The organism is Haloleucobacter albus, assembly GCF_052492075.1.
On sequence record NZ_JBQWAS010000028.1, the window covers coordinates 505,877 to 530,939 of the forward strand.

Consider the following 25,063-nt stretch of genomic DNA (forward strand, 5'->3'; position numbering starts at 1 on the left):
GTCTCAGGTTTGCGGAAACAGGAAGGCGAAGGCGATGCGCCGCCGCCAGGGTTGCGTGAGCGGTTCCTCGATCACGCCGAGCCGCTCATAGGCATGCAGAAAGGTGTCGGGACCGGTCAGGATCCCGACATGCTTGGCGATGGCTCGGGGCTTCATCCGGAAGAGCACCAGCGCGCCGGGACCAGCCTCGGCGGGCGACACCTCGATCATCATCCGCCGCGCGCCGTCCGCCAGAACCTCGCGCGGGCCGGTCTCGCCCCAGTCGCGGCTGTAGGGCGGGATCGGGAATGGCTCTGGGCCGACGACCTCGCGCCAGATGCCCCGGGCCAGCCCGAGGCAGTCGCAACCGACGCCCCGAAGGCTGGCCTGGTCGTGGTACGGCGTGCCGAGCCAGGACCGCGCGATGGCGATGACGCGGGTGGGATCGGCGGAGGTCACAACACCGATCCCTCGTGCCCGCCATCCTTCGTGGCGTAGCGCAGCACGGCATCCTGACCGGGGATGTGCGGGAAGCCGCGGAAGTTGGCGGTGTTGGCGAACTTCGCGCCACAGGTCTCGATCCGCTTGTCGCAGCCCGCGCGGATGGTGAAGGCATCGTCTTCGGCGATCGCGCGCACCGGCGCCTCGAGCAGGGTCAGCACGGCGATGCCGTCCGCGACGTCATGGCCCAGCACCTCGGTGCGCCGCCCCGCGTTCGCGCCGCTCGTCCATTCGATGGTGCCGAAGGTGAACCAGCCGGAAGCGAACCCGCCGAGCCCCGAAGCGGTGAAGGCCCTGTCGCGCAGGAGATCGATGACGGTGCCCGTGCCCTTGTAGGCGGAATCCTCCAGGTCGACGCCGCAGCGGGCGTCCCCGAGCGCGGCATCGCAGGTCGCCTGGAAGGTCCGCCCGACTGTCTGGCCCAGCACATGCGCGAGCGAGCGGACCTCCGCGACGAAGGCGAGCCGCCCACGCCGGATCTGGCCTATCGCCCCGCGCCGCATCAGCACGCGCTGGCCGGTGTTGGTCCAGTTCACGCGCCAGACCTCGACCTCGGCGTTGTCCCAGCGGCCGTCGAGGATGTCGGTCTCGGTGATCCGGTCCGAGGTCAGCACGCCCTCGGCGTCCTGCGCATCGACCGACAGGTCCGAGCCCGACCGCACCTCGGACGCCGTGAGCCCGCTCTCGGGCTCGAAATCCGTGCCATCGAAGCTGAGCGTCCGGTCATGGTCGGTGAAGCCGAAACTCGTGCCGTCGGCGCGCGCGATCCGCCAGCACCAGGCCAGCGTCGTCGTGCCGTCGTCGAGATGGGCCTGCAGGACGGGGTCAAAGGTCTTCATCGGCGCAGTTCCAGCAACGGAATGGAGGTGATCGAGCCGAGCCGCTCGAGATCGAGCGTCACGTCGAGCACGTCGGTGTCGAAACGGACCGGCACGTCGAACTCGAAGCCCGCGGTGATCGCGAGGCCGGAGCCCGGCGCCGCGGTGAAGGTGACGACGCCGGTCGTGGTGTCGACCGACCAGCCGGAGGGCTGCTCAGCCCCGGCGAGCGCGATGCGCACACTGCCCGCCACCGGCTTGGCGATGGCGCGCGTCCAGGATTGCGCGCCCGAGGAGTAGCGCTTCACGAGTTGGAACGCGGTCGTCGCGCCGTCGCCGGTGCCGATCGCCTGGTCGGTGGGCGATGCCGTGCCCGAGGGTAGACAGGACTTGTGGTCGCCCCAGTCCTTGAAGCGGAAGCCATGGAGGCGGCCATTCCGCGCCTCGAAGAAGGCAACCACCGCCGCCAGATCGTCAGCGCGGCGGATGCCGTAGGCGACATCGTAGCGGCGGCGCGAGTTGGCCCAGCTGGCGTTGCGCTCCTCGTCCCCGGAGGCGAGCTCGACGATTTGCGTGCGCCGCTCGGGCCCGCCGCGCGCGCCCCGGCTGATGTTGTCCGGGAACCGCACCTCATGGAACGCCATCACATGCCCCTCCGCCCGAGCGAGACCGCGCGGGCGATATCCGCCGCGACCTGCGTGCGCGATTGCCGGAAGCTCTCGGCGTCGCGCGCCACGATTGTGACGTTGATCCCGCCGCCCGTGCCGTAGCCTTGCGCATCGCGGCGCGAGAGCACCCGCTCGCCCCTTTGCAGGATTGCAGGCACCTCGTCGTGCCGAAGCCCCACCGCGCCGCCCGAATGCATCCGGGGCGCGGCTGCGAAGGCCATAGCCGGGACCATGCGCGAGGGGCCGGACGATCCGACCATGCCGCCCGCGTGCAGGATGTTGGCGAAAATCCCGCCCGCGCCGCCGAGCGCGCCCGAGAGCGCGTTGGCGATGGGGCCAAGGATGAAGCGCCGCGCCGCCAGCTTCGCCAGATCGGCGATGAGTGAGGTCACCAGATCGCGGAAGTTCAGCTTGCCGGTCTTCACGAACTCACCGACCGCGTCCTCCGCCGACTGAAACGCGCTGACGAGGCTCTGGCCGATATCGCCGCCGATCTCCCGGGCCCGGCTTGCATAATCCGAGAGCGCCGCTGTCACGGCCTGCCATCCGGTCAGCGCGCGCTCCGCCCCTTCGCCAGCGGCGGTTCCGGCGTCGCGGGCAGCACTTCCGGCGCCATTGGCGGCGGCTGCGGTATCGCCGAGCCCGGCCGCCAGTGCATCCGCGGAGGTCGCAGCGTCCGTCAGCGCGGCCTCGGCCTCCGCGCCGGAGCCAGTCACGGCATCCTTCAGCGCCAGCCAAGCAGAAAGCGGCCGGGTCGCGGCATCGGTCAACATGCCAGCGGCCTCGCGATAGGCATCGGCACGCGCGCGCGCGTCATCCGCCATCGCGCCGAGACCTAGATCCGGCGGTGCGATATAGGTCCGGGCGAGCGCGGCCGAAAACGCATCGGCTGCTGCGGTGCCCGCCGCCGTCGCAGCCCCTTCGAACGGGTTGTCGATCCGGCTTAGGTCCACCGCGTCGAGCGTGCCGATCCGCACGCCGCCTTCGCCGGTGGCCCATTCCGGCAACAAGGCCAGCGCGGCGTTCAGGGTTTCGATGAAGCTGTTGATGCGGGTTACGACGCCGTTCAGCATCGCCTCCACCCCGCCGATCAGCCCGTTCGCGGCCTGGTAGGCGAAATCGCCGATGGCGCCTGGCAGGCTGCCCCAGATCGCCACCGCGCCGCCATAGGCGCCCTGGAAGATTGCGACAGTGCGGTCCCCGAACCCCACGACGCCCGCCACGGTACCGTCGAGCGCCGAAAGCGCGGCGGCCTTCAGCCCCTCCCAACCGGCCGCCATACGGGCCAGCGCGGCATCGAGCGCGAGCCCGATGCGCGACCAGACCTCGGAGGCCAGATCGGAGAGCAGCCGGAAGGCTTCGCCGACGCCACCCACCCGGGCGACGAATTGGGACAGCTGGTAGATCAGTTCGCCCACGCCGACGATCAGCGCGCCGATGCCGGTGCGGATCAGCGCCCCGCGCAGCACGACGAGTGCGGTGGCGAACCCACGGACCGAGAGCGCGGCAGCGGCCAGCCCGGCGACCCAGCGGCCCGCGAGGAAGGTCGCGAAGGTTACGGCATAGGTGGTCAGGCGGCCGATATTGTCGAAAAGGCCGCGAATGGCGATGCCGAGTGGCCCGGTGCGGCTGGCAATGGCGGCCATGGCATTGGCGACCGCCTCGAGGGCCGGGGCGGCAGCAACGGCCAGCTGGTTCGACAGCCCGCGCCAGATCAGCCCCAGCCTTGAGACGGCGTCGTTCGTCCGCTCGATCTGATCGGCATCCTGTTCGGAGACCACGACACCGAAGGCAAGCACGTCCTCCGTCGCCTGGCGCAGCGTCGCGGTGTCGATCCGTGACATCGCGATGGAGCCTTCCTCGCCGAAGAGCTGCCCGGCGACAGCTGCGCGCTCGGCGGCAGGCACGAAGTCCTCGATGGCGGCGTTGATCGCGCCGACCCGCTGATCCAGCGGCAGCGCAATCAGGTCGGTGGCGGAAAGGCCAAGCCGGTCCAGCGCATCAGCGGCAGGGCCAGTCCCGGCGGCCGCCTGGCTGAGACGGCGCGTCAGATCCTTCGTCGCCTGCTCGATGCCGGACATGGAGACGCCCGCCAGTTCGCCCGCACGCTCCAGCGTCTGGATCGAGGCGACGGTGGTGCCGAGGGACTGCGCGAGCTTGGCCTGCGCATCGACCGTCTGCAGCCCGGAGCGGATCATCGCCACGCTAGCAGCCGCGGCAGCCGCCACGGCGGCGGCCGCCGCAACCCGGACCCGGCGTGAGAAAGCCGCGAGCCGGGCGTTCGCAGCCTCCATCTCCCGGCTCAGCCTTCCGAAGCCACGCGACCCGGCCTCGCCCACGCCTTCCAGCTCGGCGCGAACCTGTCGCCCGCCCACGGCCGCGAGGCGGACGCTGACCCTCTTCTCAGCCATGGGAGTGATCCATCTGTTCGTTGAGTTTTGCGACCATCACCGCTTCGATGACGGGCAACAGTTCGGCCATGGCGAGCGGCGGCACGCCGAGCGCGTCGCCAAGGGCGAGCGCGGCGGTCAGGTCCCAGCCGACGATGGCGCCGGGCAGCACGCGCAACTGACCGCCGAGGCGGCCGACGAGGTCCCAGACCTGCCAGCCTTCATGGGTCAGCGGCCGGTTCGCGCGGCCTGGGCAGTCTTCGCACGCCGTTTGGCAGGCGTCGCAATATCGGTCGCCCCCGCCGAAGGACCATTCGGCGAGAGCGCGGAGGCGTTTTTTTCCTGTTCCAGCAGCAGACCCTTCGAGACGTAGGTCAGCTGGAAGGTCTCGAAGATCGGCCAGACATCGATCAGCGCGTCGATGGCGTCGGGGCTCGGGTCGATGGACTTGCCGTCCGCGTCCCCGATGCCCTCCCAGGCGAGCACCGCCCTGCGAGCGAGCGCCTTGGCGAAGGCGACAGCGCGCTCTTCGTCGGAGGCGTCCTCAGGCACCGCCTCGACGGCCGGATCGCTGCGGGTTGCCACCATCAGGGCGGTGGTCAGCGGGCGCAGCTGCACCCGGACGCCAGGGGCAAGGTCATGCCAGCGCGGGGCATTGGTCAGGTCGAGCGTCAGCATCAATACGTCTCCACATCGTTCACGAGGGTGGCGGTGCACATCCGGCCGACGGTGCTGTCGCGCGCGGCCTGCCAGTCGAAGGTCGCCTGCACGCCCTGCGGTCCCGAAATCTCGATCCGGGGGCGCGGCAGGTAGACGGCGTGCACGGTGAAGGTGAAGCTCTCGCCGGACGGCAGGACGTAGGCGAATTCCATCTCGCAGGCCTCGCCGTTAATCGCCTGCGTCACCAGCGTCTGGTCGGCGAAGCGCACCTCGATCCGGCCGGTCAGCGCGGCGATGGAGGGGTCCGCGCCGTCGATACGGCCGTCCGACCGGATGGTCTCGATCCGGTCGAGGTTGTTGGCATAGGTGATGTCGGCCGAGACCACGTTGCCGAGGGCCGAGCCGTTCCGCGTGATCGACCCGTTGAAGTGGCCGAACCGCTTCAACTCCAGCGCAGCCGGAGTTCCGGCGCTGGTCGTCGTTCCCACCGTCTCGCCCTGTGCCACCAGCCGCGCGGTGGCCGTAAGCAGCCCCGAGCGCTGCATTTGCCAGGTGATCTGGTCGAGCACGCAGCCGGAATACATCGCGTAGCGTGGCACCTCCGGCATGCCGGTCTCGATGGAGAGGCTCGGTAGGGTCCAGGCGCCGGACTGGAACTCGTGCGTCCAAGGGCCAGTGCCGGTCGTCGTCGGCGCGCCGAAAGCTGCCTTCAGCCAGAACCCGAAGGCCTCGGCATCGAGCGGCACGACGACATCGCCGTCGGCCGTCACCGCGTCCTTGATCGGCGCCAGCGGATCGCGGCCGTAGCCGAGAAGCTCGGAGTTCAAGAGCGGCTGCTCGGCGCCGAGCGACGTGCTGGCGAAAGGCATGCGGGTGAAGCCGCCAGCGGGCGGCGTGCCAAACGTGGTCTCGAACGCAAGCGCCATCTGCGCCCGCGCCCCTTGGGCTCGTGCCATGTCTCAACTCCTGTTGTCGATTGAATCAGCCGAGCGGGTCGGCCGTGGAATAGTGCAGCACCACCGGGAGTGAGGCGAATCAGACGACAGTCCAGTGGACTGTCGTCCCGCCGAACGCGGCCTTCAGGCTGGCCGCAGGTTCACCCAAGCGGGTCGTCAGTTGAGTAATGCAAGACGATCGAGATCACCGCCGCCTTCAGGCTGGCCGCGCCCTCGACCGGCAGATCGACGGGCCGCGGTGCTTCCGCCTCGACCCAGTCGCAGAGCCCGCCCAGCGTCCGGTCGGCGGCGAGCGCCGTGCCGATGCTGGCGGTCAGCGTGTCGAAGGCGGCATCACTGGCGGCGCCCTGAACGACCGCCTCGACTTCGGCGCGGTGTTGGTAGTGGTAGCGCAAGGGCGACAGTGTGACTTCCGGCTCCCCCGGCTCGCCGTCGCGCAGGATCAGCAAGCCCTCGGCCGGGACGCGCTCGGGCAGCACGTCCCCCCGCAGCGCGGTGGCGGGCAACGCCGAAAGCCGCGCGTGCAGCGCGGTGAGGATGGTTTCTCGGGGAGTGGGCATGTGGGGTGCGCTTCGGACCGTTATTGCAAAATTAGTGCTTCGAGGCTATATAGCTTCCAAGACATGAGGACCGTATGCCGTGGACCGTTTCGTTTTCAGAGGAGTTCGAGCCGGAGTTCGACGAACTTTCGCCCGAGGTGCAGGATGCAATCCTCGCCCGCGCCCTTCTTCTGGAGCGCGAGGGGCCATCGCTCGGTCGCCCGCATGCCGACACCCTGACCGGGTCGAAACATGCGAACATGAAGGAGTTGCGATGCAACGCCGCTGATGGCGTGTGGCGCGTCGCTTTTGCATTCGATCCCGACCGGCAGGCGATCCTGCTCGTCGGCGGGGACAAGTCAGGTGGCAGCGAGAAGCGCTTCTACAAGCAGCTGATCGCGCGGGCCGATGAGCGGTTCGACCGCCATCTCTTGAGCCGGAAAGGATGAGGACCATGGCACGGACCCTGAAGGACAAGCTGGCCGCACTCGAACCGGCCCGTCGCGCGGGCGTCGAGGCCGAGGCCGACCGCCTCCACACCGAATATCTGACGCTTCAGGAGCTTAGGAAGGCCAAGGATCTGACGCAGGTCCAACTGGCCCAAACCCTCGGCATTCAGCAGGCGACGGTCGCGAAATACGAGCGCCAGAGCGATCTGCTGCTCTCGACGCTTTCAAGCTATGTGCAGGCCATGGGGGGCAGCCTGAAGCTCATGGTCGAGTTTCCCGGCAAGGCGCCGGTGGCGCTCGAGGGTCTTGGTGAGATCGAGGAACCCCGCCGCCGCCGTTCGGCACGCGGCAATGAACAGGCCGCCGCGCGTGCCTGACTATCTCGCTTCCACCCAGTTCGCCACGATCAGCCCTGGCACACCATCCAACGCCCGGTCCGCGTCCCGTGCGAGATCCAGCCGCTTCGGCAGCTTGACCTGCGGCACCAGCAGGAAGATCGGCGCGGTGACCTTGCCGCGGCCGGTCTTCGAGCGGGATACCACCGCCTGGCCCTTCGTGTTCAGCCGTCCCTCCGCGACCAGCAGGCTCGGACCCGTCCGGCGATAGATGAACCGCAGGCGCAGCCCGCGACGGCGTTCCCATTCGCCGGGCGTGATCCGGCCGCCGCGGAGGGACTTGCCCGCCGCAGGCAGCGGGATCGCCAGCCAGAACCCGTTCTTGGAGCGGATCAGCGGTCCGGTGTCATGTGCGCCCACGATGACCGGGGCCTTCGACCAGACCAGCGCTGCGGCGTCCAGGCTTTCGCCCGACCTAGGGAAGTTCTGGCTCCGGATCGAGTTGGCGAGCCGTGTGCCGAGCCCCGCGCCGGTGATCTGCAGCCTCCACGCGGTCTTCAGCCCGTTCCCGGCCTCGCGCATGGCGGCGGTGACGGCGCGCTCCCCGGCCGCCACCTCCGCCGCCATCATCGCGACGATGTCGGGATCGATGTCGAGCTTCAGTTTCATGGCCATCACGCGGGCCTCAGATCGACGGTCCAGACCAGCCGCTCGCGGTCACGGACCGGCTCGCCCTGAATGAGGAAGGCGTCGCCGTCGATCTCGATCCTGTCGCCGGGGCGCGGGTTCGCCACCTCGGCGACGCGCAGGTCGATCCGCGTGGTCTCGGACCAGAGCCGGGCGTCCCCGAAGTCGGAGACGACATCCGCGCGCCTGGCGACGGCACGCACCAGCACGGGCGCGCCGCCGTCGGCGATGTAGACCGCATCCCGGCCGATGTTCGGATCGGCGAAGAGCGCGCTGAGCGCGGCGGCGAAGGCGCTCATCAGAAGGTCGCGTTCAGACGCACCCGGCCGATGGTGTCGCCCGCGCCGCTCGCCACCGCCTCGACAGCCACGCCGATGAGGGTGTTGTCGGTGGCGACCGTCGTGCAGCGCTTGTTGGTGTCGTCCCAATAGACCTTGGTGCCGACGGTCCAGGCCTGGGAGCCGACCTTGGTGATGTCGAAGACGCCGACGAGGGTGGCCTCGACGGGCTCGCCGAGGGCAGCGATGCCGGAGGCGACGCCGAAGATCGAGCCGACGAGCAGGCCATCGCCGGAGGCGACGGCATAGGGCGCGGTCAGGGTGATGGTGTTGCCGGGCTGGACGTAGTTTTTCATGGGGAGGATCCTCGTTGAAAGACGAAGGGCGGCCCGTCAGGACCGCCCGCGTGTCAGGGTTCAGCATGGGGTGCTGGTTACGCGCCCGGGTTCTTGTAGAGACCGCGCCAGTCGATGGCCTTGGCGCCGAAGTCGAGGCGGCACTTGATCTCGACGCCGTCGACGTCGAAGCCGTTGCGGGTCTCGATGTAGGCGCCCTGCTGGCCCTCGAGATAGGCGTACTCGATGGTGTCGATCTGGTTCGGGCTCGCGGCCAGATACCAGGCGGTCTCGCTGGCGGCGTCGAGGCGCGGCTCGCTGATCGGCGCGAGGGTGCGGATCGACTGCGGCACCACGTTGCCGCTGGACGCGGGCACGAGGTTCTGGGCGACCAGCTGCTCGGCTTTCAGTTCCAGAGAGGCGGGCACGATCAGGAAGGCCGGGCGGACGTTCAGCACCGTCTTCTTGTCGAGGCCGGTCTGCTTGGCCATCGCCGCTCGCGCCGCGCCGACGCTGCTCACATCGAGAGCCGCGCCGGTGCCCGCGAGGTTCTTGTGGGTGGTGTGGAAGAGCGCGTTGCCGTCGGCCATCGCCGGGTTGGCGGTGATGATCCCCCAGACCACGTCCGATTCCAGCTGGGCGATGGAGTTGCCGTACATCGCCGGGATCCGGGTGAAGGCGTCGAGGTCGTCGTTGATCAGCGTCTGGCGGGTGATCGCGACCACCCGGCCGTAGGTCTTGACCTTGTAGCTCTCCTTCGACTCCCCGAGCGTGCCGCGCTTGAACTCGCCGCTCTCGCCGACCTCGAGCAGCTGCGGTGCCTCGCCGAGCTGCACCCGGTGCATCGCCTTGAAGTCGGTGGCCAGCACCTGGCGGCAGAACAGCATGAAGGTGCGGGGATAGGCCTCGTAGGCCTGCCGCAGCGTCTTGTTGGTGACCGCCGAGAGGATCTCGGGGAAGTCCGAGGTCGAGTGCAGGGCGCGCGTCGCCACCTCGTCGCGCGAAAGACCCCGCGTGTTGACCCCGGCATTGCCGAGGCTTTCGCGGGCGAGTTCCAGCAGCGTCATGCCGCGGTACTGCCGGGCGGCGTCTTCCAGCTGGAACAGCGTCGGGCTGTAGCGGTGCAGCAGCGCGTTCGCCACCGCGTCCCGGCGGGTGATGCGCTCGTCCCGGCCGCCGAGCGGGACGGAGACATGGGGGAAGGTCCGGGTCTCGTCCGACTGGGCCGCGACCTGATCGAGGATCAGGCGGCGGGACTCGTCGACGCTGACGCCGCGCTTCACCAGATCCTCGGCGAAACCGCGCTCCAGGTTCAGCCGCCCGGCCAGATCGTAGATGGTCGAGACCCGGTCGCGCTCCGCCTCGCGGGCGCGGGTGGCGACCGTCTCGGTGTCGGGTGCCGCAGGGGCATCGATTTTCGGAGGCTTCGGCTGCGTCCGGGTTTCCACTGCGGCGACCTTCGGGTCGGGCGCAGCCGCATTCGGCTCGGTCATGGGGGTGTCCTCGGTTGCGACCGGCTCGGTCGGCTGGGTGGTGGCGGGGGTTGCGGCGTCGCGCGCCGGGGTCTGGGTCTTGTCCGTCATCGGGGTCGGTCCTTTCGTGCTTGAAGGGGCGTCCCGGCGGTGGAGGACGCAGTCGTGAAGGGGATGCTGGGCGCGGAAGACCGCGGCGGGGTCGGCGCCGACCGCGACGGCGGAGACCTCGAACGGGGTCCAGTCCACCGCCCGCCAGAGTTCGCGCGCGGCTTCGGGCTTCGAGACCTCGAAACGGTGGACCTGGTAGCCGATGGAGACCGCGCGGATGTGCCCGGCCTGGATGTCGCGCCAGATCGGCTCGACATCGGCACGCTCGCTGATCCGCACCAGCGCGATGCCGCGCCCGTTCTCGATCCGGGCCGAGCCCGGCACGACCGAACCGATCACCGCATCGAGCGTGTCGAGCTCGTGCACCTTCAGGAAGGGCGCGCCCGCATTCAGCCGGTCGAGCCGGACATGGGCGGGGTCGAGGCTCAGTTCCTCGTCATAGGGCTCGCCGAAGAAGGTGGCACGGCGGACGCGGGCCCCGGCCGACCAGACCACCTCGACGGTGCGGCTGTCGGCATCGGCCGTGTTCGGCGCAAGCTCCGCCGCCCGGCGCATGGCCGGCAGTTCGATCATCGTGTCCATGAGGGTCAGTCCTGTTGGTCGGCCTGCGCCGGGTCATTGTCCGCGTCGGCGGCCGGGTCGTCGGTGTCCGGTTCGTCGTCGGCAGGTTCGGACGCCGGATCGCTCGTCTGCGCGCTGCCGGTCTTGGTCACCCGCCGCGGATCGCTGTCGAGCACCAGCCCGAGCGCATCGAGCTTCGCGTTGGTCGCGGCGATCTCGGCCAGCACGGCGTCGGGGTTGCGGCCCTGCCGGGCGATCACCTCCGCCAGCGTCATGGTGCCGGACCGGATCGACAGCAGGTTCGCCATCGCGTCCTTCTGCGGATCGACAGCCTCGAACTTCGGCGGCGACCATTCGACCGGCACGGTCGGCGACGGGATCTGGCCCGCCGCCCATGCAGCCTCGGTGAACCACCGCCAGACGGGCGCGCAGAACATCGGGATGAACAGCTGCCACTGCACCGCGTCGATCTGGCGGCGGAATTCCACGAGCCCGGCCCGGATCGACGAATAATTCACCTGGCTGAGATCGCCGGTCAGCAGCTCATAGGGCACCCGGAAGCCCGCCGAGATCGTGTGCAGGCTCGCACGCTTGTATTCGCCGTAGCCGCCGGTCGCCGAGGGCTGGTTGAAGCGGATGTCCTTGCCGCCGCGGGCATAGGCGATCAGCCCCGGCTCGAACTGCTCGACCCGGTTGCCGTCGGCATCGACCACCGAGGGCGCGATGCCCTGCTGCGCCTCGTCGTCCCCGAAGACGATGGCGGTGACGCAGGCCTCGGTCTTCTTGCGGACCAGTTCGGCCACCTCGTAATCATCGAGATCGCGCAAGCTGCGGATCACCGGCGCGCCCCAGGGAACGCCGCGCGCCTGCGTGCGCTGCTTCTCGTAGACATGGGCGATCTCGGTCGCCGGGACCGGGCGGCTCTGCAGACCGTTCTGCAAGGCCCCGTAGGCGTCGCCCGGATGCTCGGCATGCAGCCAGTAGGCCCGGCGCGTGCCGACCGGGTCGAACTCGATCCCCTGCACGAGACGACCGGCGCCGATGGCGCCGGATTTCGTGGCGTCGAGAAAGTCGGCCTCCAGCACCTGCAGTTGCAGCGGCACCGGCAGACCGTCCGAGGATCGGCGCAGACGGCGGCGCACCAGGACCTCGCCCGCCTCGACCATCTCGCGGCAGATCAGCGTCTGCAGACCGTAGAAGTCGAGCTGGCCGTCGGCGTCGCACTCCGCCGTCCAGCGCTCGAAGAGCGCGTCGACCTTGCGGTCCAGCGTGTCGTCGCCACTGGCGGCGCGCGGCATGATCCCCGCGCCGATGATGTTGTTGACCAGCACCGCCACAGCCTTGGCCGCATGCGGGTTGTTGCGCACCAGATCGCGCATCCGGTCGCGCAAGAGCGCCCCGGCCACGCCGATCTCGGTGTCGGCCGAGGATCCGGGCGCACGCCAGCCCTCGGTCCGCCGGCCACGCGCGGCCCCGTCATAGCCGCGCGTCAGGGTCTCGAAGGCCTGACGCGCCATCACGCGGCGCGCGGCCATGCGCGGCGCCACCGTGGCGATGGCGTGGTCGAACCAGGTCGCCGACATCAGCGATCCCCGCGCGAGAAGCCAGCCAGCCCCGCCACCGGCAGCGGCCGTGTGGTGCCCGCGATGGCGCGCTCGATGGTGCGGATGCGGGCGAGCAGATCCTCGGCCGAGCCGTAGTCCACCGACTTGCCTTCATAGCTGACCCGGGTCGTGCCGCTGGCATAGGCCCGGCGCAGCGCCGAAAGCTCGGTTTCCGTCCAGTCGGTCATCTTCAGAACCATCCTCCGCGCCGCCCGAGCCAGTCGGAGCGGCGCTTGCCCTGCGGGGCCTGTCCCGGCCGGTTGATCTGTCCCGCGGGATCGGTGTCGGTGGGGGCGGCCCCGAGCTGATCCTCGAGGTCGCGCCATTTCTCGTCGGGCCAGCGGTCCGCGCCCGCAATCCAGGCGGCGGCGCGGGCATAGACCCGGCAGTCCAGCGCCTCGTTCCGCTCGCGCAGCTTCTGCCATTCCAGCCGGGCGAAGCCGCGCTTCGTGCGCACCGTCACCAGTTGCTCGGCCACGAACTGCTTCAGCCATTCGTTCTCGACCCAGTGCGGCAGGTGCACCGAGCCGGGCGGGAATGTTGCCCCGTCGGCCATCTCCTCATCGGTCGGGCGCGCCAGCCGCAGGAAGCGATAGGTTTCGGCCTTGAAGGTCGACACCGCCACAGTCCAGAGCCGGGCCCCGCGCCGCAGGCGTTTGCCGCCCTCGGTCGCGTCGACGAAGGTCGGCCCCGACACCGGGCTCGAGCGGTTGAACCCCTCGACGCCCTTGACCGGCGCTACCTGCGCGAACCCCTGCGCCCGCGACCAGGAATAGACCGCCGGAGCCTCGTAGCCCGTATCGACAGCAAGCCGCGCGATCCTGAGATGCGCGCCGCGTTCATGCGGCCAGGTTCGGTCAAGCAGCGCCGTCAGCTCCGACCAAGCGTCATGCCGGTCGGGCCCGCCCTCGATGACGACGTGATCGACGAGCCAGCTTTGCAGCCCGCGGCCCCAAGCCCAGACATCGACCTCGATCCGGTCCTTCTGAACGTCGGCCCCGGCCGTCAGGAACAGCCCGCCCGCAGGCACCGTGCCGGATGTCCAGCGCTCGCGCCGGTCGTAGAGCCGTTGCCAGTCGGGCGCTTCCCCGGTCTCGACCCATGTCTCGCCGAGGATCGTGTTGCGGAACGCCTTGATCGCCTCGTCCGACCCCTGTGCCGCGTCCCATGCCCGCACGATCCGCTCCCAGCTCAGCCAGCCGATCGGCGAATAGAGCGCCGAGAGGTGATACCCGACCGTCGTCGGATCGGCGGCCTTGGCGGTCGCCCGCCATTCGCCACCCTCCAGCATCGCCGTCTTGTGATGTTCCGCGATGGGCCGATCGCAGCCCTCGCAGTGATATTCCGCCGTCTCCGGGCGGCCTTTCTGCCAGCGCAGCCGGTCGAACTTCAGCCACTGCATCGCCCCGCAATGTGGGCACGGCACGTGGAACCGCCGCTGGTCGCTCGCCTCGAACTCGCGCTCGATGCGCGACAGCCCCCGGATCGTCGGCGTTGAGACCAGCAGCACCTTGCGCCGATGGGCGAAGGTCAGGGATCGCGCCTCGGCCAGCGTCACCGGATCGCCTTCCTCGTCGGCCGAGGCCGGATAGGCGTCGACCTCGTCGAGGAAGATGTAGCGCGCCGGGGTCGAGCGCAGCCCGACCGCCGAGTTCGCCCCGGTCATGATCAGGATGCCGCCCGCGAACTCCTTCGACAGCATTGTGTTGCCCGCATCGCGGGATCGCGCGGGCTTCACCCGCTCCCGCAGCTCCGGGCTTTCGTCGATCAGCGGGTCGATCCGCTGGCGCGAGTTGCGCTTGGCCAGTTCCACCGTCGGCTGGACCGCGAGCATCGGGCCCGGCGCCTGGTGGATGGCGAACCCGATCCAGTTGTTGCCCGCCTCGGTCGCGCCGACCTGTGCGGCCTTCATGAACACGATCCGCTGCGTGGGATCGCCGGGGCTCAGCCGGTCCATGATCTCGCGCATGTAGGGCGTGCGCACCGTGCGATACCGCCCCGGTTCGGCCGAGGCGCGGCCCGAGAGCATCCGGTGCCTGTCCGCCCATTCCGAGACGGTCAGGTCCGGGTCGGGCCGCAGCCCGCTGCCCCAGGCGCGCAGGATCTCGCCCGCGCCGTCGAAGTCCGTCAGGCCATCATCATCACCGAAAGTCGGGCCGGACCTCGGCGAGTTCGTCGAGGTGGGCGCGTACATGTTTCTCCAGGACCTTCTGCATCGCGGCCGGCTCCACGGTGATCGGCTGGCCCGCCGCGTCGCGGCACGAGGCCGAGAGTTCTGCCGCCATCAGCGCCGCTGCGCGCGCGGGCCAGTTCACCCACGTGTCCCGTTCCTCCCGCGCCAGCCGGAACACCAGCGCCAGCGCGCGGGCCCGCTCGATCAACTCCCCCTTCAGCTTCTGGAGCCGGATGCGCCGCTCCTGCGCCTTCAGCACCTCGTTCGCGGTCTTGGCCTGCAGAAAGGTCGTGCCGCCGCCGACGGCCGGGACCGCCAGACCCTGTTCGCGCAGCGTGTCGCCGACGGCGGCCACGGCAGCTTCGGGGACGGGCTTCAGCTTCGGCGCGGGCGGCTTGCGGGTCTTGGACGGGTCCGTCGTCTCCGCCCGTCGCGCGTCGCTGGCCGCCGCGTTGATGCTGCCGTCGGGGTAGAGGACCAGCCGCTCGGCCGTCTTCGCCTTCTGGATCGCGCCGCGCGAAAGGCCGACGCGGGCGGCATATTGGCGCTCGCTCAGCCCCTCCATGGCGCGCTCCGATTATCATTCAAAATCATGTGCTTATGTAGTTGATAAGCCTCCGCACCAGAGCGAACGTGGTTCCACGAAAACGATGCAACTCACCACGGAGCCGCCACGATGAGCCGCCTGAACCCGCAGACAACGCCCCGCCACGAGCTTCGCGCCGAGAAGACACGCCGCAACAAGGAGGCGGCTTTGAGTGCCTTCATGGGCAAGAAAGCCGAGATCGACGAAATGCTCGCCCGGTTGCAAGGCCTCAGCGACGAACACTTCAACTGCCACCCCGACGAGATCGGCTGGGCCACGGTGGGCAGCCTCGAGCACTACGCCAGCCTCCTGAAACGCATCACGGACAGCGCTTTCGGCGAAGGCGAATACGCGGAGTGAGCCCGATGACCAGCACCCTTGCAGAGCGCTACAACCGAGAGGCCAACCGCCTGATGCCACACATGGGCAGCGACCTGCAGGTCGACCCGACCATCAAAACCGCGAGCGAGATCGACGAGATCGTGTTTCGCCGCAGCGAATATCTCGGCGGCATGGCGGCCGTCCTCCTCGCCCTGATCGCACGCGACAACTGAGCGTCCGCGCGTCGGTCCCGGCCCGCCCAAGCGGCGGGCTCGCCTCGGTAGAAGCCACGCATTCCGCGCGGCCCAAACCCGGAGGCAAACATGACCAAACTCACAGACACCCAAGCCATCATTCTCAGCGCCGCATCTCAACGCGACAACCATATCGCCATGCCGCTGCCTGACAGTCTGCGGGGCGGTGCCGCCGCAAAGGTGGTCGGCGCGATGCTCGCCAAAGGCTTCCTCGAAGAGGTCGAGGCAGACATGCGCAACGGCGAACCCGTCTGGCGCGAGACCGGCGAAGGTCACGGCGTCACGCTGATCGCGACCGACGCAGGCCTTGCCGCCATTGGTATTGGGCCGGACACCTCCACCGCCCCCGAACCCACACCCAAGCCGCGCACACCGCGCGCGGGCACCAAGCAGGCGAAGCTGATCGAGATGCTCCGCGCCGAGGGCGGCGCGACCATCGACGAGATCGTCGCCGAAACGGGATGGCAAGCTCACACTGTGAGAGGTGCGATTTCCGGCGCGCTTAAGAAGAAGCTGGGCCTGACGATCACCTCCGAGAAGGTCGAGGGGCGCGGCAGGGCCTACATGATCGCAGAGGACTAACGGCGCACCACGACGGTCCCGATGCCGCCGTCCCGCATGGAGCGGCGGTGTCTCTGACCGTCGCCACGAATGCGACGAGCCGAATTTGACCTTGGTTTCGCACACGGATACTGATGGCGGGTCAAATCTACATTTGACTGGCGGCTCGATGGCTGCGCATCGAGGGAATTATGTATGGAAAATATGGCCACCGGTCAGTGCCTGTGTGGGGCTGTGAAGTTTCGTATATCGGGAGAGTTCGAGAGCTTCTTCCTGTGTCACTGTTCGCGCTGCCGAAAGGATAGCGGCTCGGCTCATTCGGCAAATCTGTTTTCGTCCACAGCGAGTGTTAGCTGGCTGTCCGGCGAGGAGTATATCAGGGTATTTCGGCTTTCCGGGTCGAGACACGTGAAGTGTTTCTGCACGAACTGCGGTTCCGCGCTGCCGTTTTCCGAAGAAGGTCAATCCCTGCTCGCAGTTCCGGCCGGGTCTCTCGATAGCCGGGTTGGCATGCGGCCCAACGCGCATATCTGCTGTGCCAGTCGCGCCGATTGGGACCACGACCTCGCGTCCGTTGAGGGGATCGACGGACTTCCAAGTTGACCGCTCCATCTGGCGCGCATCCCACAGAGCAACTAGACAACAAGGCGGCGCCAGTCCTCCTCGTCCGCATTGTCGCCGGACGGACCCATGATCGATTGATGGGAGTCGATCAAAGCTTTCGCAACTGGATCGCCTCGAAAAACCGCCGCAGGGCGAAGGACCGGGCGATGCTCACCACGGTGAAGATCGCGCCCATTTTCAGGTTCTGCGCCAGAGTCGTGTGCAGCCCGAAGATCGGGAAGATCAGGATCTGCGTAACCACAGCGACGCCGTAGCCTACCGCCACGTTGGCGACGGCTTCGACCAGCGACATGACGCGCGACTGCTTCATGCCACCACCTCATCCATCGGCCAACAGTTCAGTCGCGAGAGTTCGCAGCGCATGCGCCGCAACCAACGGGACCACGCCGTTTCCACAGAGGCGAAGCCGGTCCACCCGGTGGGCCAGCCCATCAGCGCCTCGACGAACAGCGGGTTCAAGCTCCGGCGCACGTCGGAGGTATTCGACCCAGCCATCGGCGTCACCAGGACCTGGCGGCCAAGCAGGCCGTTCACCGGCGTATTCGCCAGTGTCGTCGCCCCATCCTTGTGATCCCGCGCCGTCGGCGTCATCCACATCTGACTGGCATGGGTCAGATCGGCCGTCTTGCGATTGCCCGCGCTCGGCTTGTTGCCGTCCGTTGCCATAGGCGTCGGCCAATCCCGCGCCATCTGGTCCAGACCCTTCTCGTCGCGCCTTTCGCCACCCCGGCTGCGGAAACTGTCGATCTGCGGCGTCGGCCAGAGCGCGGCCGTCGTCGCCAGGTTCATGCCGTGCTGGCCCGCAGCCTGCGACGGCGTCGGCTTCGTCTGTCGGTTCTCGTTCGCGCTCGCCCTCGGCGTCGGCCAGAGCCGCAGCAGTTCCGTCCGGTTCCCGCCACTCGACCGGGTGCCAGAGCAGGCGCGTGGGGTCGGCCAGCTGATCTCCCTCGCGGGTGGCGAGGATGAACAGTCGCTCGCGCTTGTGCGGCGCGCCGACTTCCGCCGCCGTGAAGAGGCCTGCCGCAAGCTTGTAGCCCATGCTGACCAGTCCGCTGGCGACTTCGGGGAAGCCGAGGCGGAGATGATGGGCGACATTCTCGAGAAAGACGAAGGGTGGCTCGACCTCCCCGATGATCCGGGCAACATGCGGCCAGAGATGGCGCGGGTCGTCGGCGCCCCGGCGCTTGCCTGCGACCGAGAACGGCTGGCACGGATAGCCCGCAGTGACGATGTCCACCGCGCCACGCCAAGGGCGGCCGTCGAAGGTTCCAAGGTCGTCCCAGACAACAGCCTGATCCAGGGACGCGTCTTCCATCCGCGCCACGAGAGTGGCTGCGGCGAAGGTTTCCCGTTCGACATGGCCCACAGTTCGATATCCGGGCAAGGCGATGGTGAGTCCGAGGTCGAGACCGCCAGCGCCGGAGCAGAGGGAGAGACCGAAGAGGCATGCGTCTCCGGCTCCGGAAGCGCACTCGGAGGAAGGTAAAGCCAGGTCATGCATGTCACGCGGCGGGTTCGGTCAGGGTTTCGGGCTCGGCCGGGGCAACCCCCAGCCTCTCCGTTCTGATTTGCGCGAAGGTCCGACCGTCGCCGTCGAGGATCGCGTCGCGGCCGGTCTCGGCCTGCCAACGTTCCACCGCGACATCGACATAGGCAGGGCTGATTTCCATCGCGAAGACGCGACGGCCGTTGACCTCGCCCGCCATGATCTGCGAGCCGGAGCCAGAGAACGGCTCGTAGCAAAGGCCGCCCCGCGCCACATGCTGGCGCATCGGGATCCCGAAGGCGTCGAGCGGCTTCGGCGTCGGATGGTCGGGCCGGTCATCCTTGGCAAAGCTGGGCAGCGCCCATGTCGATGGCAGGGTTTCTTCCGCCACCTTGGGTGGGCGGTTCGGGCGACGCCAGCCCATGAAGCAAGGCTCGTGCTTCCACAGGTAGTGCGACCGGGTCAGAACCCCGCGGTCCTTCACCCAAATGATCTGCTGATGGACGAAGGCGCCGGCCTTCTCCCAGCAGGCTTCCAGCATCGCCTGGCGGCGGGAGGCGTGCCAGCAGTACCAGGCGGCATCCTCGGCGATGGCCTCGGCCACGGCGGCGGCGATGAAACCGTCGTAGAGCTCGGCCCCCTGCGAAGAGTCGTCCCAGGTCGTGCCATAGGAGGCCGACCAATCCTTGTTGCGGGTCGGATGGTTCGAGCCGTCATAGTCGACGAGATACGGCGGATCGGTGGCAAAGAGGATCGCCCGCTCGCCATTCATCAGGCGGCGCACGTCGTCGTGGCTCGTGCTGTCGCCGCACAGCAACCGATGCTCGCCGAGGATCCACAGATCGCCGGTGCGCGAGGCCGGATTCCGCGGCGGCTCGGGGATGGTCACCGGCGGCACGGAGCCCCCGGCGCCACCTTCTTCACTGTCCCCCTCCGGCACGAAGGCCAGCAGCTTGTCGAGTTCGCCGTCCGAGAAGCCGACCAGCGACAGGTCGAAATCCTCGGCCAGCAAGTCGTTCAGTTCGGCCGACAGCAGCGCCTCGTCCCAGATGCCGAGTTCCGTCAGCTTGTTGTCCGCGATCCGATAGGCCCGGCGCTGCGCCTCGGTCAGATGGCCCAGCACGATCACCGGCGCCTCAAGCAGCCCCAGTTGCGTCGCGGCCAGCACGCGCCCGTGGCCCGCGATCAGTTCGCCGTCCTCGCCGACGAGGCAGGGCACGGTCCAGCCGAACTCGGCCATGCTTGCGGCAATCTTCGCGACCTGGTCTGGCCCATGCGCCTTCGCGTTCTTCGCGTAGGGCTGCAGGCGCGACAGCGGCCACGTCTCGATCGCGTCCGGGGCGAAGCTCAGCGTCATGGTGGGCAAGGTTCCTTGGGGCGTGTGGATGCCGGTGGCTTCCGGACTCCGGATGCCGGGCCGGACTCCAAGCTGGGTCCAGCGGCCACCAGAGGTGTCCGGTCGAAAGGCCAGCGTTTATTGGTGTTTGCGAGGGGCGCGGGAGGCTCCGGCTTCCGGGTGGCTTCCCAAAAATCCGGCCCTGTCGCTGGCGATGTCCCGCGCTTCGCCCGCCAGCATACGAATATCGCCAGGAAGGAACCGGAAACTGCCGTGGGCTGGACCCCGGCCGGACCCTCGCTGGATGCCGGGGTCCAGAAGGCCCCCGTCAACGCAAAGGGGAGAGCGAGCCTTCCAGCGCACTCTCCCCATCTTGCCTTCGGAATAGCATGGATCTGTTGCAGATGTCGAAGGAAAAAGTGTTGCAACACATTGGAGTCACAGCGCATTCAGCCGCGCGGCGATCTTGGTCAGCGCCAGCTGCCAGCGCCGCCATGCTGTCGTGCGGTCGCAGCCGAGCTCGCCGCTGATCTGCTTCCACGGCACCCGGGCCGCGCGCGACCAGACCAGCTTGCGCTCCGCCTCCTCGATCCAGAGCACCCAGTCGAAGGTCTGCTCGAGCCGGGTGATCGCGGCGGCCGAGGGCCAGACCCGCATCGGCTGGGGTTCCATCGCCGCGATCTCACGGCTGGTCCGCACGATGTCGGGCCAGGTGTTGAAGTAGCCCTGCGCCTTCACCGGCGGCAGCTTGCGCAGGGTGCGGAACGCCTCCTCGAAATGGTCGGCGACGCAGTCGGCGGTCCATTCCCGATCAGCCATGACGCGCCTCCCTGTCGGAAGGGCGCGGGCCGTAGAGCTTCTCGCCGAGCTGGCGGACCAGTTCACGCTCGGGCCAGGTGAGGCGGTCGTCATCGGCGGAGACCGCGAGGACGCCCTGTTCGTGCCAGCCCTCGCGCTTGACCTGTTCGGGATCCCGGCGTCGGCCGCCGTAGCCGTGGGGATGCCATCTCATGCGACACCTCCCTTCGTCTCGATCGCCCAGAGCAGGATGGCGATGGCGTCGGCCTCGTTGTCGTCGGCCGGGCTGAAGCCGCGGGCGCGGACGGCGGCGACCATGGCGGCCTTGTCGGCGTTGCCCCTGCCAGCGGCGTGGCGTTTGATCGTGCCGACCGGAACGCCCTCGTAGGGCACGCCGCGCAGTTCCGCCCATGCGGTCAGCGTGGCCGTGAGCCCGCCGTAGATGTGGCTCGCGTCGGTGCCAGCGTGGCGGCGGACTTCCTCGAACCAGATGGCGGCGACAGGACCGGACAGCCGGTCGATCTGGGTCAGCCAGTTGGTGAAGCGCAGGTAGCGCATGCCGCCGCCGTCGAAGCGGCCGGGACGCAGCGAGACGGTGCCGCTGGTGATCAGGCCGTCATGGCCGCGGATCGCCCACCCGGTCGAGGTGCCGAGATCAAGCGCGAGGATGCAGCGGTTGCGGGGGGTGTCGAGCGGCAGCGATTCAAACCTTGCGCCGTCGCAATTCGGGATCAGAGTCGGCTGAGCCATGATGGGTCTCCTTTGCCGGTGGCCTGTGGTGGTGGAAGACGACGGCGGTCTGGTGCTTGGCGGTACGGGGCCGCCGTCGTCGGATTGGAGAGCACAAGGGAGCGTCACGGCGGCGCGCGCGGCTGGCCCGGACGTATGGGAGGAATGGCCAACCCTGTGGGGTGGCCCTCCCATACGTAGTATGGGGGTTTGACACCTAACTGTTCCGAGGTGTTCAAGTTGCTGAAATCATTGGGGAATAAGACTTCATGAAGTCTTCGGGCATGAGTTAGTGACCTAAGTCTTATTTGCCCGTAACCCGTTGATTTCGTTGAGTGCACAGTTGGCGCTGTCATATGAGTCAGGCCTCACTCATATGAGTTGGGTCGTCCTCCAGCCCCTCCGGGTAGACCCAGACGGCGGGGTTTTCGACCTGCAGGCAGAGCCCGGACTGGGGGCATTTGAAGTGGCTGGGCAGGACCGGACGGGCGGTTATGGTGACCTCGCCGGTGTCCGGATCGACATGCTCATCGGGCGCGCCGAACTGCATGCCTTCCACGCAGAGGTAGCCGAACCGGGACCGGGTGACGGGGAAGCCGAACCCCGAGGGGTCGCGCAGGAACTTCACGAACCCCTTGGTCGCCAGCACGCTGAGGCGCTCACGGATCGTGTGCTTGCTGCCCAGACCGCCCCGGTTCTCGAAGGTCTCGGCGAACTGCATCGCGGTGTACAGGCGCTCGCTCGCCGCCTCATCCAGCAACATGCCGAGGATGACGTCGTGCTTGCGCAGCCGCTCGGCATCGAGTTTGGCGCCGACCTCCTTGCGCACGAGGCGCTCGTTCAGCGGGTTCAGCTCGACCCATTCGCCCTTCACCTTGTCGATCAGCTTGCCCGGCAGCGCGGGGCCGTTGCGCAGCTCGATCTCCAGCCTGCGGACGCTGCTATCCTCGTCGGGCCGGTGCATGAGCAGCCCCGAGGTGTAGAAGCCGCGCAGCGCGCTTGCGCCGGAGAGCGCGAGGAAGGGATCGTCCTTGACCTGATGCTTGCTGGCCTTGCGGGTGTGGTGGGCGAGGATGACGCCGGCGTCCGGATTGACGGCCTCGCGGAGAAGCTCCACCCGGTCCTTCAGGAAGAACATCATGGCGGTGTTGTCGTTCTCGCCGCCACCCTCAGGTCCGCCGTCGAAGAGATTGCGGATCGGGTCGATGACGATGATGTCGGGCGGCGCGTCGGGGAATGCGGCCCGGATCGCCTCGGCCGCGCGGGCGACGCCCTCCGCGTCGAGCAGCAGCTTCAGCTTCGGCGTGGCGATGAAGGTGTCGCGCGCGGCGGCGATCACGGCGGCGGGCAGCGCGATCTGCTGCATGCGCTCGCGCAGGTAGTGATACTGGATCTCGGCCTGCAGGTAGAACACGCGCAGCGGCCGGGGCGGCGTGAAGCCGAGGAACGGCACGCCCGCCGCCATGTGCACGAGCCAGGAGATCAGGAAGTCGCTCTTGCCGACCTTGGGCGCGCCGCCCAGCACCAGGAGCCCGCCCGGCGTCAGCACGCGCGGCCCGATGACGTCCTCGGGCATCGGACTGGTGTCGTCGAGCAGTGCGCCGAGGCTGAAGGTCGGCAGCGGGCTGGCCGGGGCATGGGCGTGGGCTGCGCGCAGGAGCGGCGGACCGTTGCGCTTCACATGCAGCTCCCAGAGCCGTTCGGACTCGGCCATCAGCCGATCGAGCGGCCAGGACGGGCGCAGCATGGCGGCGTTGTAGCCGCAGATCGCCTCCCAGCCCGCGAACGGGTCGAGGCGGCCCTCGTGCACCAGGCGCACGTAATGGCCGATGGCGGCGCTGGCCCCCTGAAACCGGGACCAGTCGTCGACCGCGCCCTCCCGCACCGGCGTGGTGAGCACCGCATCGATGCCGGGCTTCGTGGTCGGCGCGGCAACGTCGCTGGCGAAGCCTACGCCGGGCAGCGGCGGCATCTCGGCGACCTTCTCGGCGAAATCCGCAAGATCCACCTCGACGTCTCGATGTTCGCGGATCTGCACGAGGCGCTGGTGGCCGTGCTTGTGATAGACGGTGCCAGGCACCCGGATCGGCTGGTGGGCCGAGCGGAAATGCGTGTCGCCGCCGACCTTCACGGCGATCTCGCCGCGAAGGCGGCAGAGGGTGACCAGGTCGTCGCCCTCGGCGGGTTCGGTCAGTTTCCACCAGACGTGCAGCTTCGCCGCACCCTCGGGAGTGCGCCCACCACTTTCGATGATCAGCGTGGGCGGGCCGAGGTGGCGGGTGACATGGTCCAGCTTCGCCGGGATGTCACCCGCGTCGAGATCGACCACGATGGCCTGCATCTGCAGCACGTCGGCGGCGCGGGCCTGACCCTGTTCCTCGACAGTGCCGGGGATGACATAGACGGCGGCGCCCTCCCGGTTCGCCCACGCAGCGAAGGTCGCGAGCTTTCCCGGCGCGGTGTCGTCGGCGGGGATCCAGATGTTGTGCGGCTTGCCGTCCCGGCCCTGACCCTTGTCGACAAAGCCGCGGAGCGGGATCAGCCCCTCGCACCAGCTGAACACGGTGTCGAGGAAGACGGCGATCTGTTCGGGGTCGCAGCCGAAGGGGTTCTCGGACGGCGGCCCGTCGTTGAAGTCCATCCACGGGTTGAAGTGCAGGACGCCGTCGTCGCTCATGCCGGCAGCCCCCAGCAGCGCTCGGACCACGGGCAGAAGCGGCATTCGAAGAAGTCGGGCGTGGTGGCGACTCGCGGCAGCAACTCGCCCGCATCGGTCGCCTGAAGGATCCGCACGCCGCGGTCGGACATGCGCTGCGCGAGGTCGGCGTCGAAGGCGACCTGCTCGTGGTGCAGCTCGGCGGTGTCCTTGTTGATCGCGGTGAAGAGCGCAGGCGCGGCCGAGATGCCGGGGACCGTCGCTTCCATGTAGGCCTGGTAGAGCGCGATCTGGGCGGCGTAGACCGGCTTCGACTTCGTGACGCCGTCCTTCACGCAGGCGCGCCAGTTCTTCGCGTTCATGGTCTTGCATTCCCACAGTGCGGGAACGGCCAGACCGAAACCCTCGGGCCCAGCGGCGATGATGCCGTCGACATGGCCGCGGATGCGCCCGCCCGCGACCGAGAAGCCGGACTGGCCGCCGTCGGGCCGGTTGCCCTTGCGGGTGTAGAGGTCGAAGCCCGCGCCGCGCAGCCAGGCGACGGCGAGATCCTCGAGCGCGTGGCCGATGGCGAAGATGCGCAGCGACTGGCCGCTGAAGTCCTGGCCCTCGTCCTTCGGCGTCGCCGTGAACTCGAACTGCAGGGCGCGCTCGCAGGCATGGCCGAGACGCGAGCCGCCTAGGTAGTCGCGGGGCGGCCGCGTCGCCTGATCGGCGGTCAGCGCGCGATCGATGGCGGCGTTGACCCGGTCGGCGAAACTGGGCCGATGATTGTGGTCCAGCATCAGAACGGCACCTCCGGCGTCTGCGCCCGGGCGATGTCGGACATGGACTCGCGGAAGCCCTCGACGGCCTCCTCGATCAGTGCGCGCACCTGCGCCTCGGTCAGATCGGAAAGCGGGGTGGCCCAGCCGATCTCGTCCATCAGCAGCGCCACGCGCTTCATGGTGGTGGTGACGGCGGCGCGCTCCTCCTCGGTCAGGTCAACCATGGCGAAACGCTCCCGCGCCAAGCGCGTCCAGAAGGACTGGCAGGGCATCGAGCAGAACCAGACCGATGGCCGGGGCTGCTTCGACCGGTGCGGATCGAACCAGCCAAAACCATGGGTGGGTTGCCGGCAGACAGCACAGAGCGTTCCACGCGGATGCCAGATCCGCCGCCGGTCCTCGGCCGTGATGGGGGTGGATGTGGACATG

31 protein-coding genes and 1 pseudogene are annotated in these 25,063 nt (G+C 68.6%); 6 read left to right on the plus strand and 26 right to left on the minus strand.

Features of this window, described 5'->3' with window-relative positions:
* Window positions 1–3 precede the first annotated feature (3 nt).
* The 8 genes from ACT6QH_RS12190 to ACT6QH_RS12225 all read right to left on the minus strand — a co-directional run bounded on the left by ACT6QH_RS12190 (window position 4) and on the right by ACT6QH_RS12225 (window position 6,532).
* A complete protein-coding gene (locus ACT6QH_RS12190) occupies window positions 4–438 on the minus strand; it encodes an NlpC/P60 family protein (protein ID WP_444975084.1) in 435 nt (144 codons plus the stop codon).
* Window positions 435–1,319 carry a phage/gene transfer agent baseplate hub protein gene (locus tag ACT6QH_RS12195; RefSeq protein WP_444975085.1) on the minus strand — a complete coding sequence of 295 codons (885 nt, stop codon included), beginning with the start codon at window positions 1,317–1,319 and terminating at the stop codon, window positions 435–437. Before ACT6QH_RS12195 ends, ACT6QH_RS12190 begins: the two co-directional genes overlap by 4 nt.
* Window positions 1,316–1,942 (minus strand): phage distal tail protein, Rcc01695 family, encoded by a 627-nt coding sequence (locus ACT6QH_RS12200; RefSeq protein ID WP_444975086.1) that lies wholly within the window; start codon window positions 1,940–1,942, stop codon window positions 1,316–1,318. The genes ACT6QH_RS12195 and ACT6QH_RS12200 overlap by 4 nt, the downstream gene beginning before the upstream one ends.
* Window positions 1,942–4,377, minus strand: coding sequence for a phage tail tape measure C-terminal domain-containing protein (locus tag ACT6QH_RS12205; protein ID WP_444975087.1), 2,436 nt, complete (start codon window positions 4,375–4,377; stop codon window positions 1,942–1,944). The genes ACT6QH_RS12200 and ACT6QH_RS12205 overlap by 1 nt, the downstream gene beginning before the upstream one ends.
* Window positions 4,370–4,528 (minus strand): DUF7697 family protein, encoded by a 159-nt coding sequence (locus ACT6QH_RS12210; protein ID WP_444975159.1) that lies wholly within the window; start codon window positions 4,526–4,528, stop codon window positions 4,370–4,372. Before ACT6QH_RS12210 ends, ACT6QH_RS12205 begins: the two co-directional genes overlap by 8 nt.
* A 56-nt stretch (window positions 4,529–4,584) precedes the next feature.
* On the minus strand, window positions 4,585–5,034 hold the full coding sequence (locus ACT6QH_RS12215; protein WP_444975088.1) for a hypothetical protein: 450 nt from the start codon (window positions 5,032–5,034) through the stop codon (window positions 4,585–4,587).
* Window positions 5,034–5,972 (minus strand): phage tail tube protein, encoded by a 939-nt coding sequence (locus tag ACT6QH_RS12220; protein WP_444975089.1) that lies wholly within the window; start codon window positions 5,970–5,972, stop codon window positions 5,034–5,036. The genes ACT6QH_RS12215 and ACT6QH_RS12220 overlap by 1 nt, the downstream gene beginning before the upstream one ends.
* Window positions 5,973–6,112: 140 nt before the next feature.
* Complete coding sequence (locus ACT6QH_RS12225; RefSeq protein WP_199257456.1) at window positions 6,113–6,532, minus strand: acyl-CoA transferase; 420 nt, start codon at window positions 6,530–6,532, stop codon at window positions 6,113–6,115.
* A gap of 74 nt (window positions 6,533–6,606) precedes the next feature.
* Here ACT6QH_RS12225 and ACT6QH_RS12230 point away from each other — a divergent pair, with 74 nt between their 5' ends.
* Entirely contained in the window at window positions 6,607–6,960 is a 354-nt protein-coding gene (locus tag ACT6QH_RS12230) for a type II toxin-antitoxin system RelE/ParE family toxin (protein ID WP_199257457.1), read from the plus strand.
* Window positions 6,961–6,965: 5 nt separating this feature from the next.
* Window positions 6,966–7,337, plus strand: a complete 372-nt coding sequence (locus ACT6QH_RS12235) for a helix-turn-helix domain-containing protein (RefSeq protein ID WP_444975090.1) — start codon at window positions 6,966–6,968, stop codon at window positions 7,335–7,337.
* On the opposite strand, the gene ACT6QH_RS12240 is transcribed toward ACT6QH_RS12235, so the two are convergent.
* From ACT6QH_RS12240 to ACT6QH_RS12275, 8 genes are all read right to left on the minus strand, one after another.
* The gene (locus tag ACT6QH_RS12240; protein ID WP_444975091.1) at window positions 7,338–7,970 is read right to left on the minus strand and encodes a DUF6441 family protein; all 633 of its coding nucleotides are present in this window, start codon (window positions 7,968–7,970) and stop codon (window positions 7,338–7,340) included.
* Window positions 7,970–8,281, minus strand: coding sequence for a head-tail joining protein (locus ACT6QH_RS12245; protein WP_199257459.1), 312 nt, complete (start codon window positions 8,279–8,281; stop codon window positions 7,970–7,972). Before ACT6QH_RS12245 ends, ACT6QH_RS12240 begins: the two co-directional genes overlap by 1 nt.
* Window positions 8,281–8,616: a DUF2190 family protein gene (locus ACT6QH_RS12250; protein WP_444975092.1), complete on the minus strand. Its 336-nt coding sequence runs from the start codon at window positions 8,614–8,616 to the stop codon at window positions 8,281–8,283. The genes ACT6QH_RS12245 and ACT6QH_RS12250 overlap by 1 nt, the downstream gene beginning before the upstream one ends.
* A gap of 77 nt (window positions 8,617–8,693) precedes the next feature.
* Window positions 8,694–10,760 carry a prohead protease/major capsid protein fusion protein gene (locus ACT6QH_RS12255; protein ID WP_444975093.1) on the minus strand — a complete coding sequence of 689 codons (2,067 nt, stop codon included), beginning with the start codon at window positions 10,758–10,760 and terminating at the stop codon, window positions 8,694–8,696.
* Window positions 10,761–10,765: 5 nt separating this feature from the next.
* Window positions 10,766–12,322, minus strand: coding sequence for a phage portal protein (locus ACT6QH_RS12260; RefSeq protein WP_444975094.1), 1,557 nt, complete (start codon window positions 12,320–12,322; stop codon window positions 10,766–10,768).
* Window positions 12,322–12,531: a phage head-tail joining protein gene (locus ACT6QH_RS12265; protein WP_444975095.1), complete on the minus strand. Its 210-nt coding sequence runs from the start codon at window positions 12,529–12,531 to the stop codon at window positions 12,322–12,324. The genes ACT6QH_RS12260 and ACT6QH_RS12265 overlap by 1 nt, the downstream gene beginning before the upstream one ends.
* Before the next feature lie 2 nt (window positions 12,532–12,533).
* Window positions 12,534–14,537 carry a phage terminase large subunit family protein gene (locus ACT6QH_RS12270; protein ID WP_444975096.1) on the minus strand — a complete coding sequence of 668 codons (2,004 nt, stop codon included), beginning with the start codon at window positions 14,535–14,537 and terminating at the stop codon, window positions 12,534–12,536.
* On the minus strand, window positions 14,485–15,081 hold the full coding sequence (locus ACT6QH_RS12275) for a hypothetical protein (RefSeq protein WP_444975097.1): 597 nt from the start codon (window positions 15,079–15,081) through the stop codon (window positions 14,485–14,487). The genes ACT6QH_RS12270 and ACT6QH_RS12275 overlap by 53 nt, the downstream gene beginning before the upstream one ends.
* 111 nt (window positions 15,082–15,192) lie before the next feature.
* Between ACT6QH_RS12275 and ACT6QH_RS12280 the strand changes: the two genes are divergently transcribed.
* The 4 genes from ACT6QH_RS12280 to ACT6QH_RS12295 all read left to right on the plus strand — a co-directional run bounded on the left by ACT6QH_RS12280 (window position 15,193) and on the right by ACT6QH_RS12295 (window position 16,841).
* On the plus strand, window positions 15,193–15,462 hold the full coding sequence (locus ACT6QH_RS12280) for a hypothetical protein (protein WP_444975098.1): 270 nt from the start codon (window positions 15,193–15,195) through the stop codon (window positions 15,460–15,462).
* A 5-nt stretch (window positions 15,463–15,467) separates the two neighbouring features.
* Window positions 15,468–15,656 (plus strand): hypothetical protein, encoded by a 189-nt coding sequence (locus ACT6QH_RS12285; RefSeq protein WP_444975099.1) that lies wholly within the window; start codon window positions 15,468–15,470, stop codon window positions 15,654–15,656.
* 90 nt (window positions 15,657–15,746) lie between these two features.
* Window positions 15,747–16,259, plus strand: coding sequence for a DUF3489 domain-containing protein (locus ACT6QH_RS12290; protein WP_444975100.1), 513 nt, complete (start codon window positions 15,747–15,749; stop codon window positions 16,257–16,259).
* A 183-nt stretch (window positions 16,260–16,442) separates the two neighbouring features.
* A complete protein-coding gene (locus ACT6QH_RS12295; RefSeq protein WP_444975160.1) occupies window positions 16,443–16,841 on the plus strand; it encodes a GFA family protein in 399 nt (132 codons plus the stop codon).
* Between the two features lie 109 nt (window positions 16,842–16,950).
* Here the strand turns inward: ACT6QH_RS12295 and ACT6QH_RS12300 are convergent, their stop codons facing one another.
* From ACT6QH_RS12300 to ACT6QH_RS12345, 10 genes and pseudogenes are all read right to left on the minus strand, one after another.
* Complete coding sequence (locus ACT6QH_RS12300; RefSeq protein WP_444975101.1) at window positions 16,951–17,172, minus strand: DUF7220 family protein; 222 nt, start codon at window positions 17,170–17,172, stop codon at window positions 16,951–16,953.
* A complete protein-coding gene (locus ACT6QH_RS12305; protein WP_444975161.1) occupies window positions 17,169–17,651 on the minus strand; it encodes a hypothetical protein in 483 nt (160 codons plus the stop codon). The genes ACT6QH_RS12300 and ACT6QH_RS12305 overlap by 4 nt, the downstream gene beginning before the upstream one ends.
* A 202-nt stretch (window positions 17,652–17,853) precedes the next feature.
* Window positions 17,854–18,363 (minus strand): annotated as a pseudogene (locus tag ACT6QH_RS12310) (DNA cytosine methyltransferase); the annotation flags it as partial.
* 1 nt (window position 18,364) lies between these two features.
* A complete protein-coding gene (locus ACT6QH_RS12315) occupies window positions 18,365–19,705 on the minus strand; it encodes a site-specific DNA-methyltransferase (RefSeq protein ID WP_444975102.1) in 1,341 nt (446 codons plus the stop codon).
* Between the two features lie 417 nt (window positions 19,706–20,122).
* The gene (locus tag ACT6QH_RS12320; RefSeq protein WP_444975103.1) at window positions 20,123–20,503 is read right to left on the minus strand and encodes a DUF6362 family protein; all 381 of its coding nucleotides are present in this window, start codon (window positions 20,501–20,503) and stop codon (window positions 20,123–20,125) included.
* Window positions 20,496–20,696 carry a hypothetical protein gene (locus tag ACT6QH_RS12325; RefSeq protein ID WP_018303645.1) on the minus strand — a complete coding sequence of 67 codons (201 nt, stop codon included), beginning with the start codon at window positions 20,694–20,696 and terminating at the stop codon, window positions 20,496–20,498. The genes ACT6QH_RS12320 and ACT6QH_RS12325 overlap by 8 nt, the downstream gene beginning before the upstream one ends.
* A complete protein-coding gene (locus ACT6QH_RS12330; protein WP_444975104.1) occupies window positions 20,693–21,232 on the minus strand; it encodes a hypothetical protein in 540 nt (179 codons plus the stop codon). Before ACT6QH_RS12330 ends, ACT6QH_RS12325 begins: the two co-directional genes overlap by 4 nt.
* Before the next feature lie 340 nt (window positions 21,233–21,572).
* Window positions 21,573–23,888: an AAA family ATPase gene (locus tag ACT6QH_RS12335; protein WP_444975105.1), complete on the minus strand. Its 2,316-nt coding sequence runs from the start codon at window positions 23,886–23,888 to the stop codon at window positions 21,573–21,575.
* A complete protein-coding gene (locus ACT6QH_RS12340) occupies window positions 23,885–24,652 on the minus strand; it encodes a PD-(D/E)XK nuclease family protein (RefSeq protein WP_444975106.1) in 768 nt (255 codons plus the stop codon). The genes ACT6QH_RS12335 and ACT6QH_RS12340 overlap by 4 nt, the downstream gene beginning before the upstream one ends.
* Complete coding sequence (locus ACT6QH_RS12345) at window positions 24,652–25,062, minus strand: DUF6511 domain-containing protein (RefSeq protein WP_230383231.1); 411 nt, start codon at window positions 25,060–25,062, stop codon at window positions 24,652–24,654. Before ACT6QH_RS12345 ends, ACT6QH_RS12340 begins: the two co-directional genes overlap by 1 nt.
* Between the last annotated feature and the right edge of the window lies 1 nt (window position 25,063).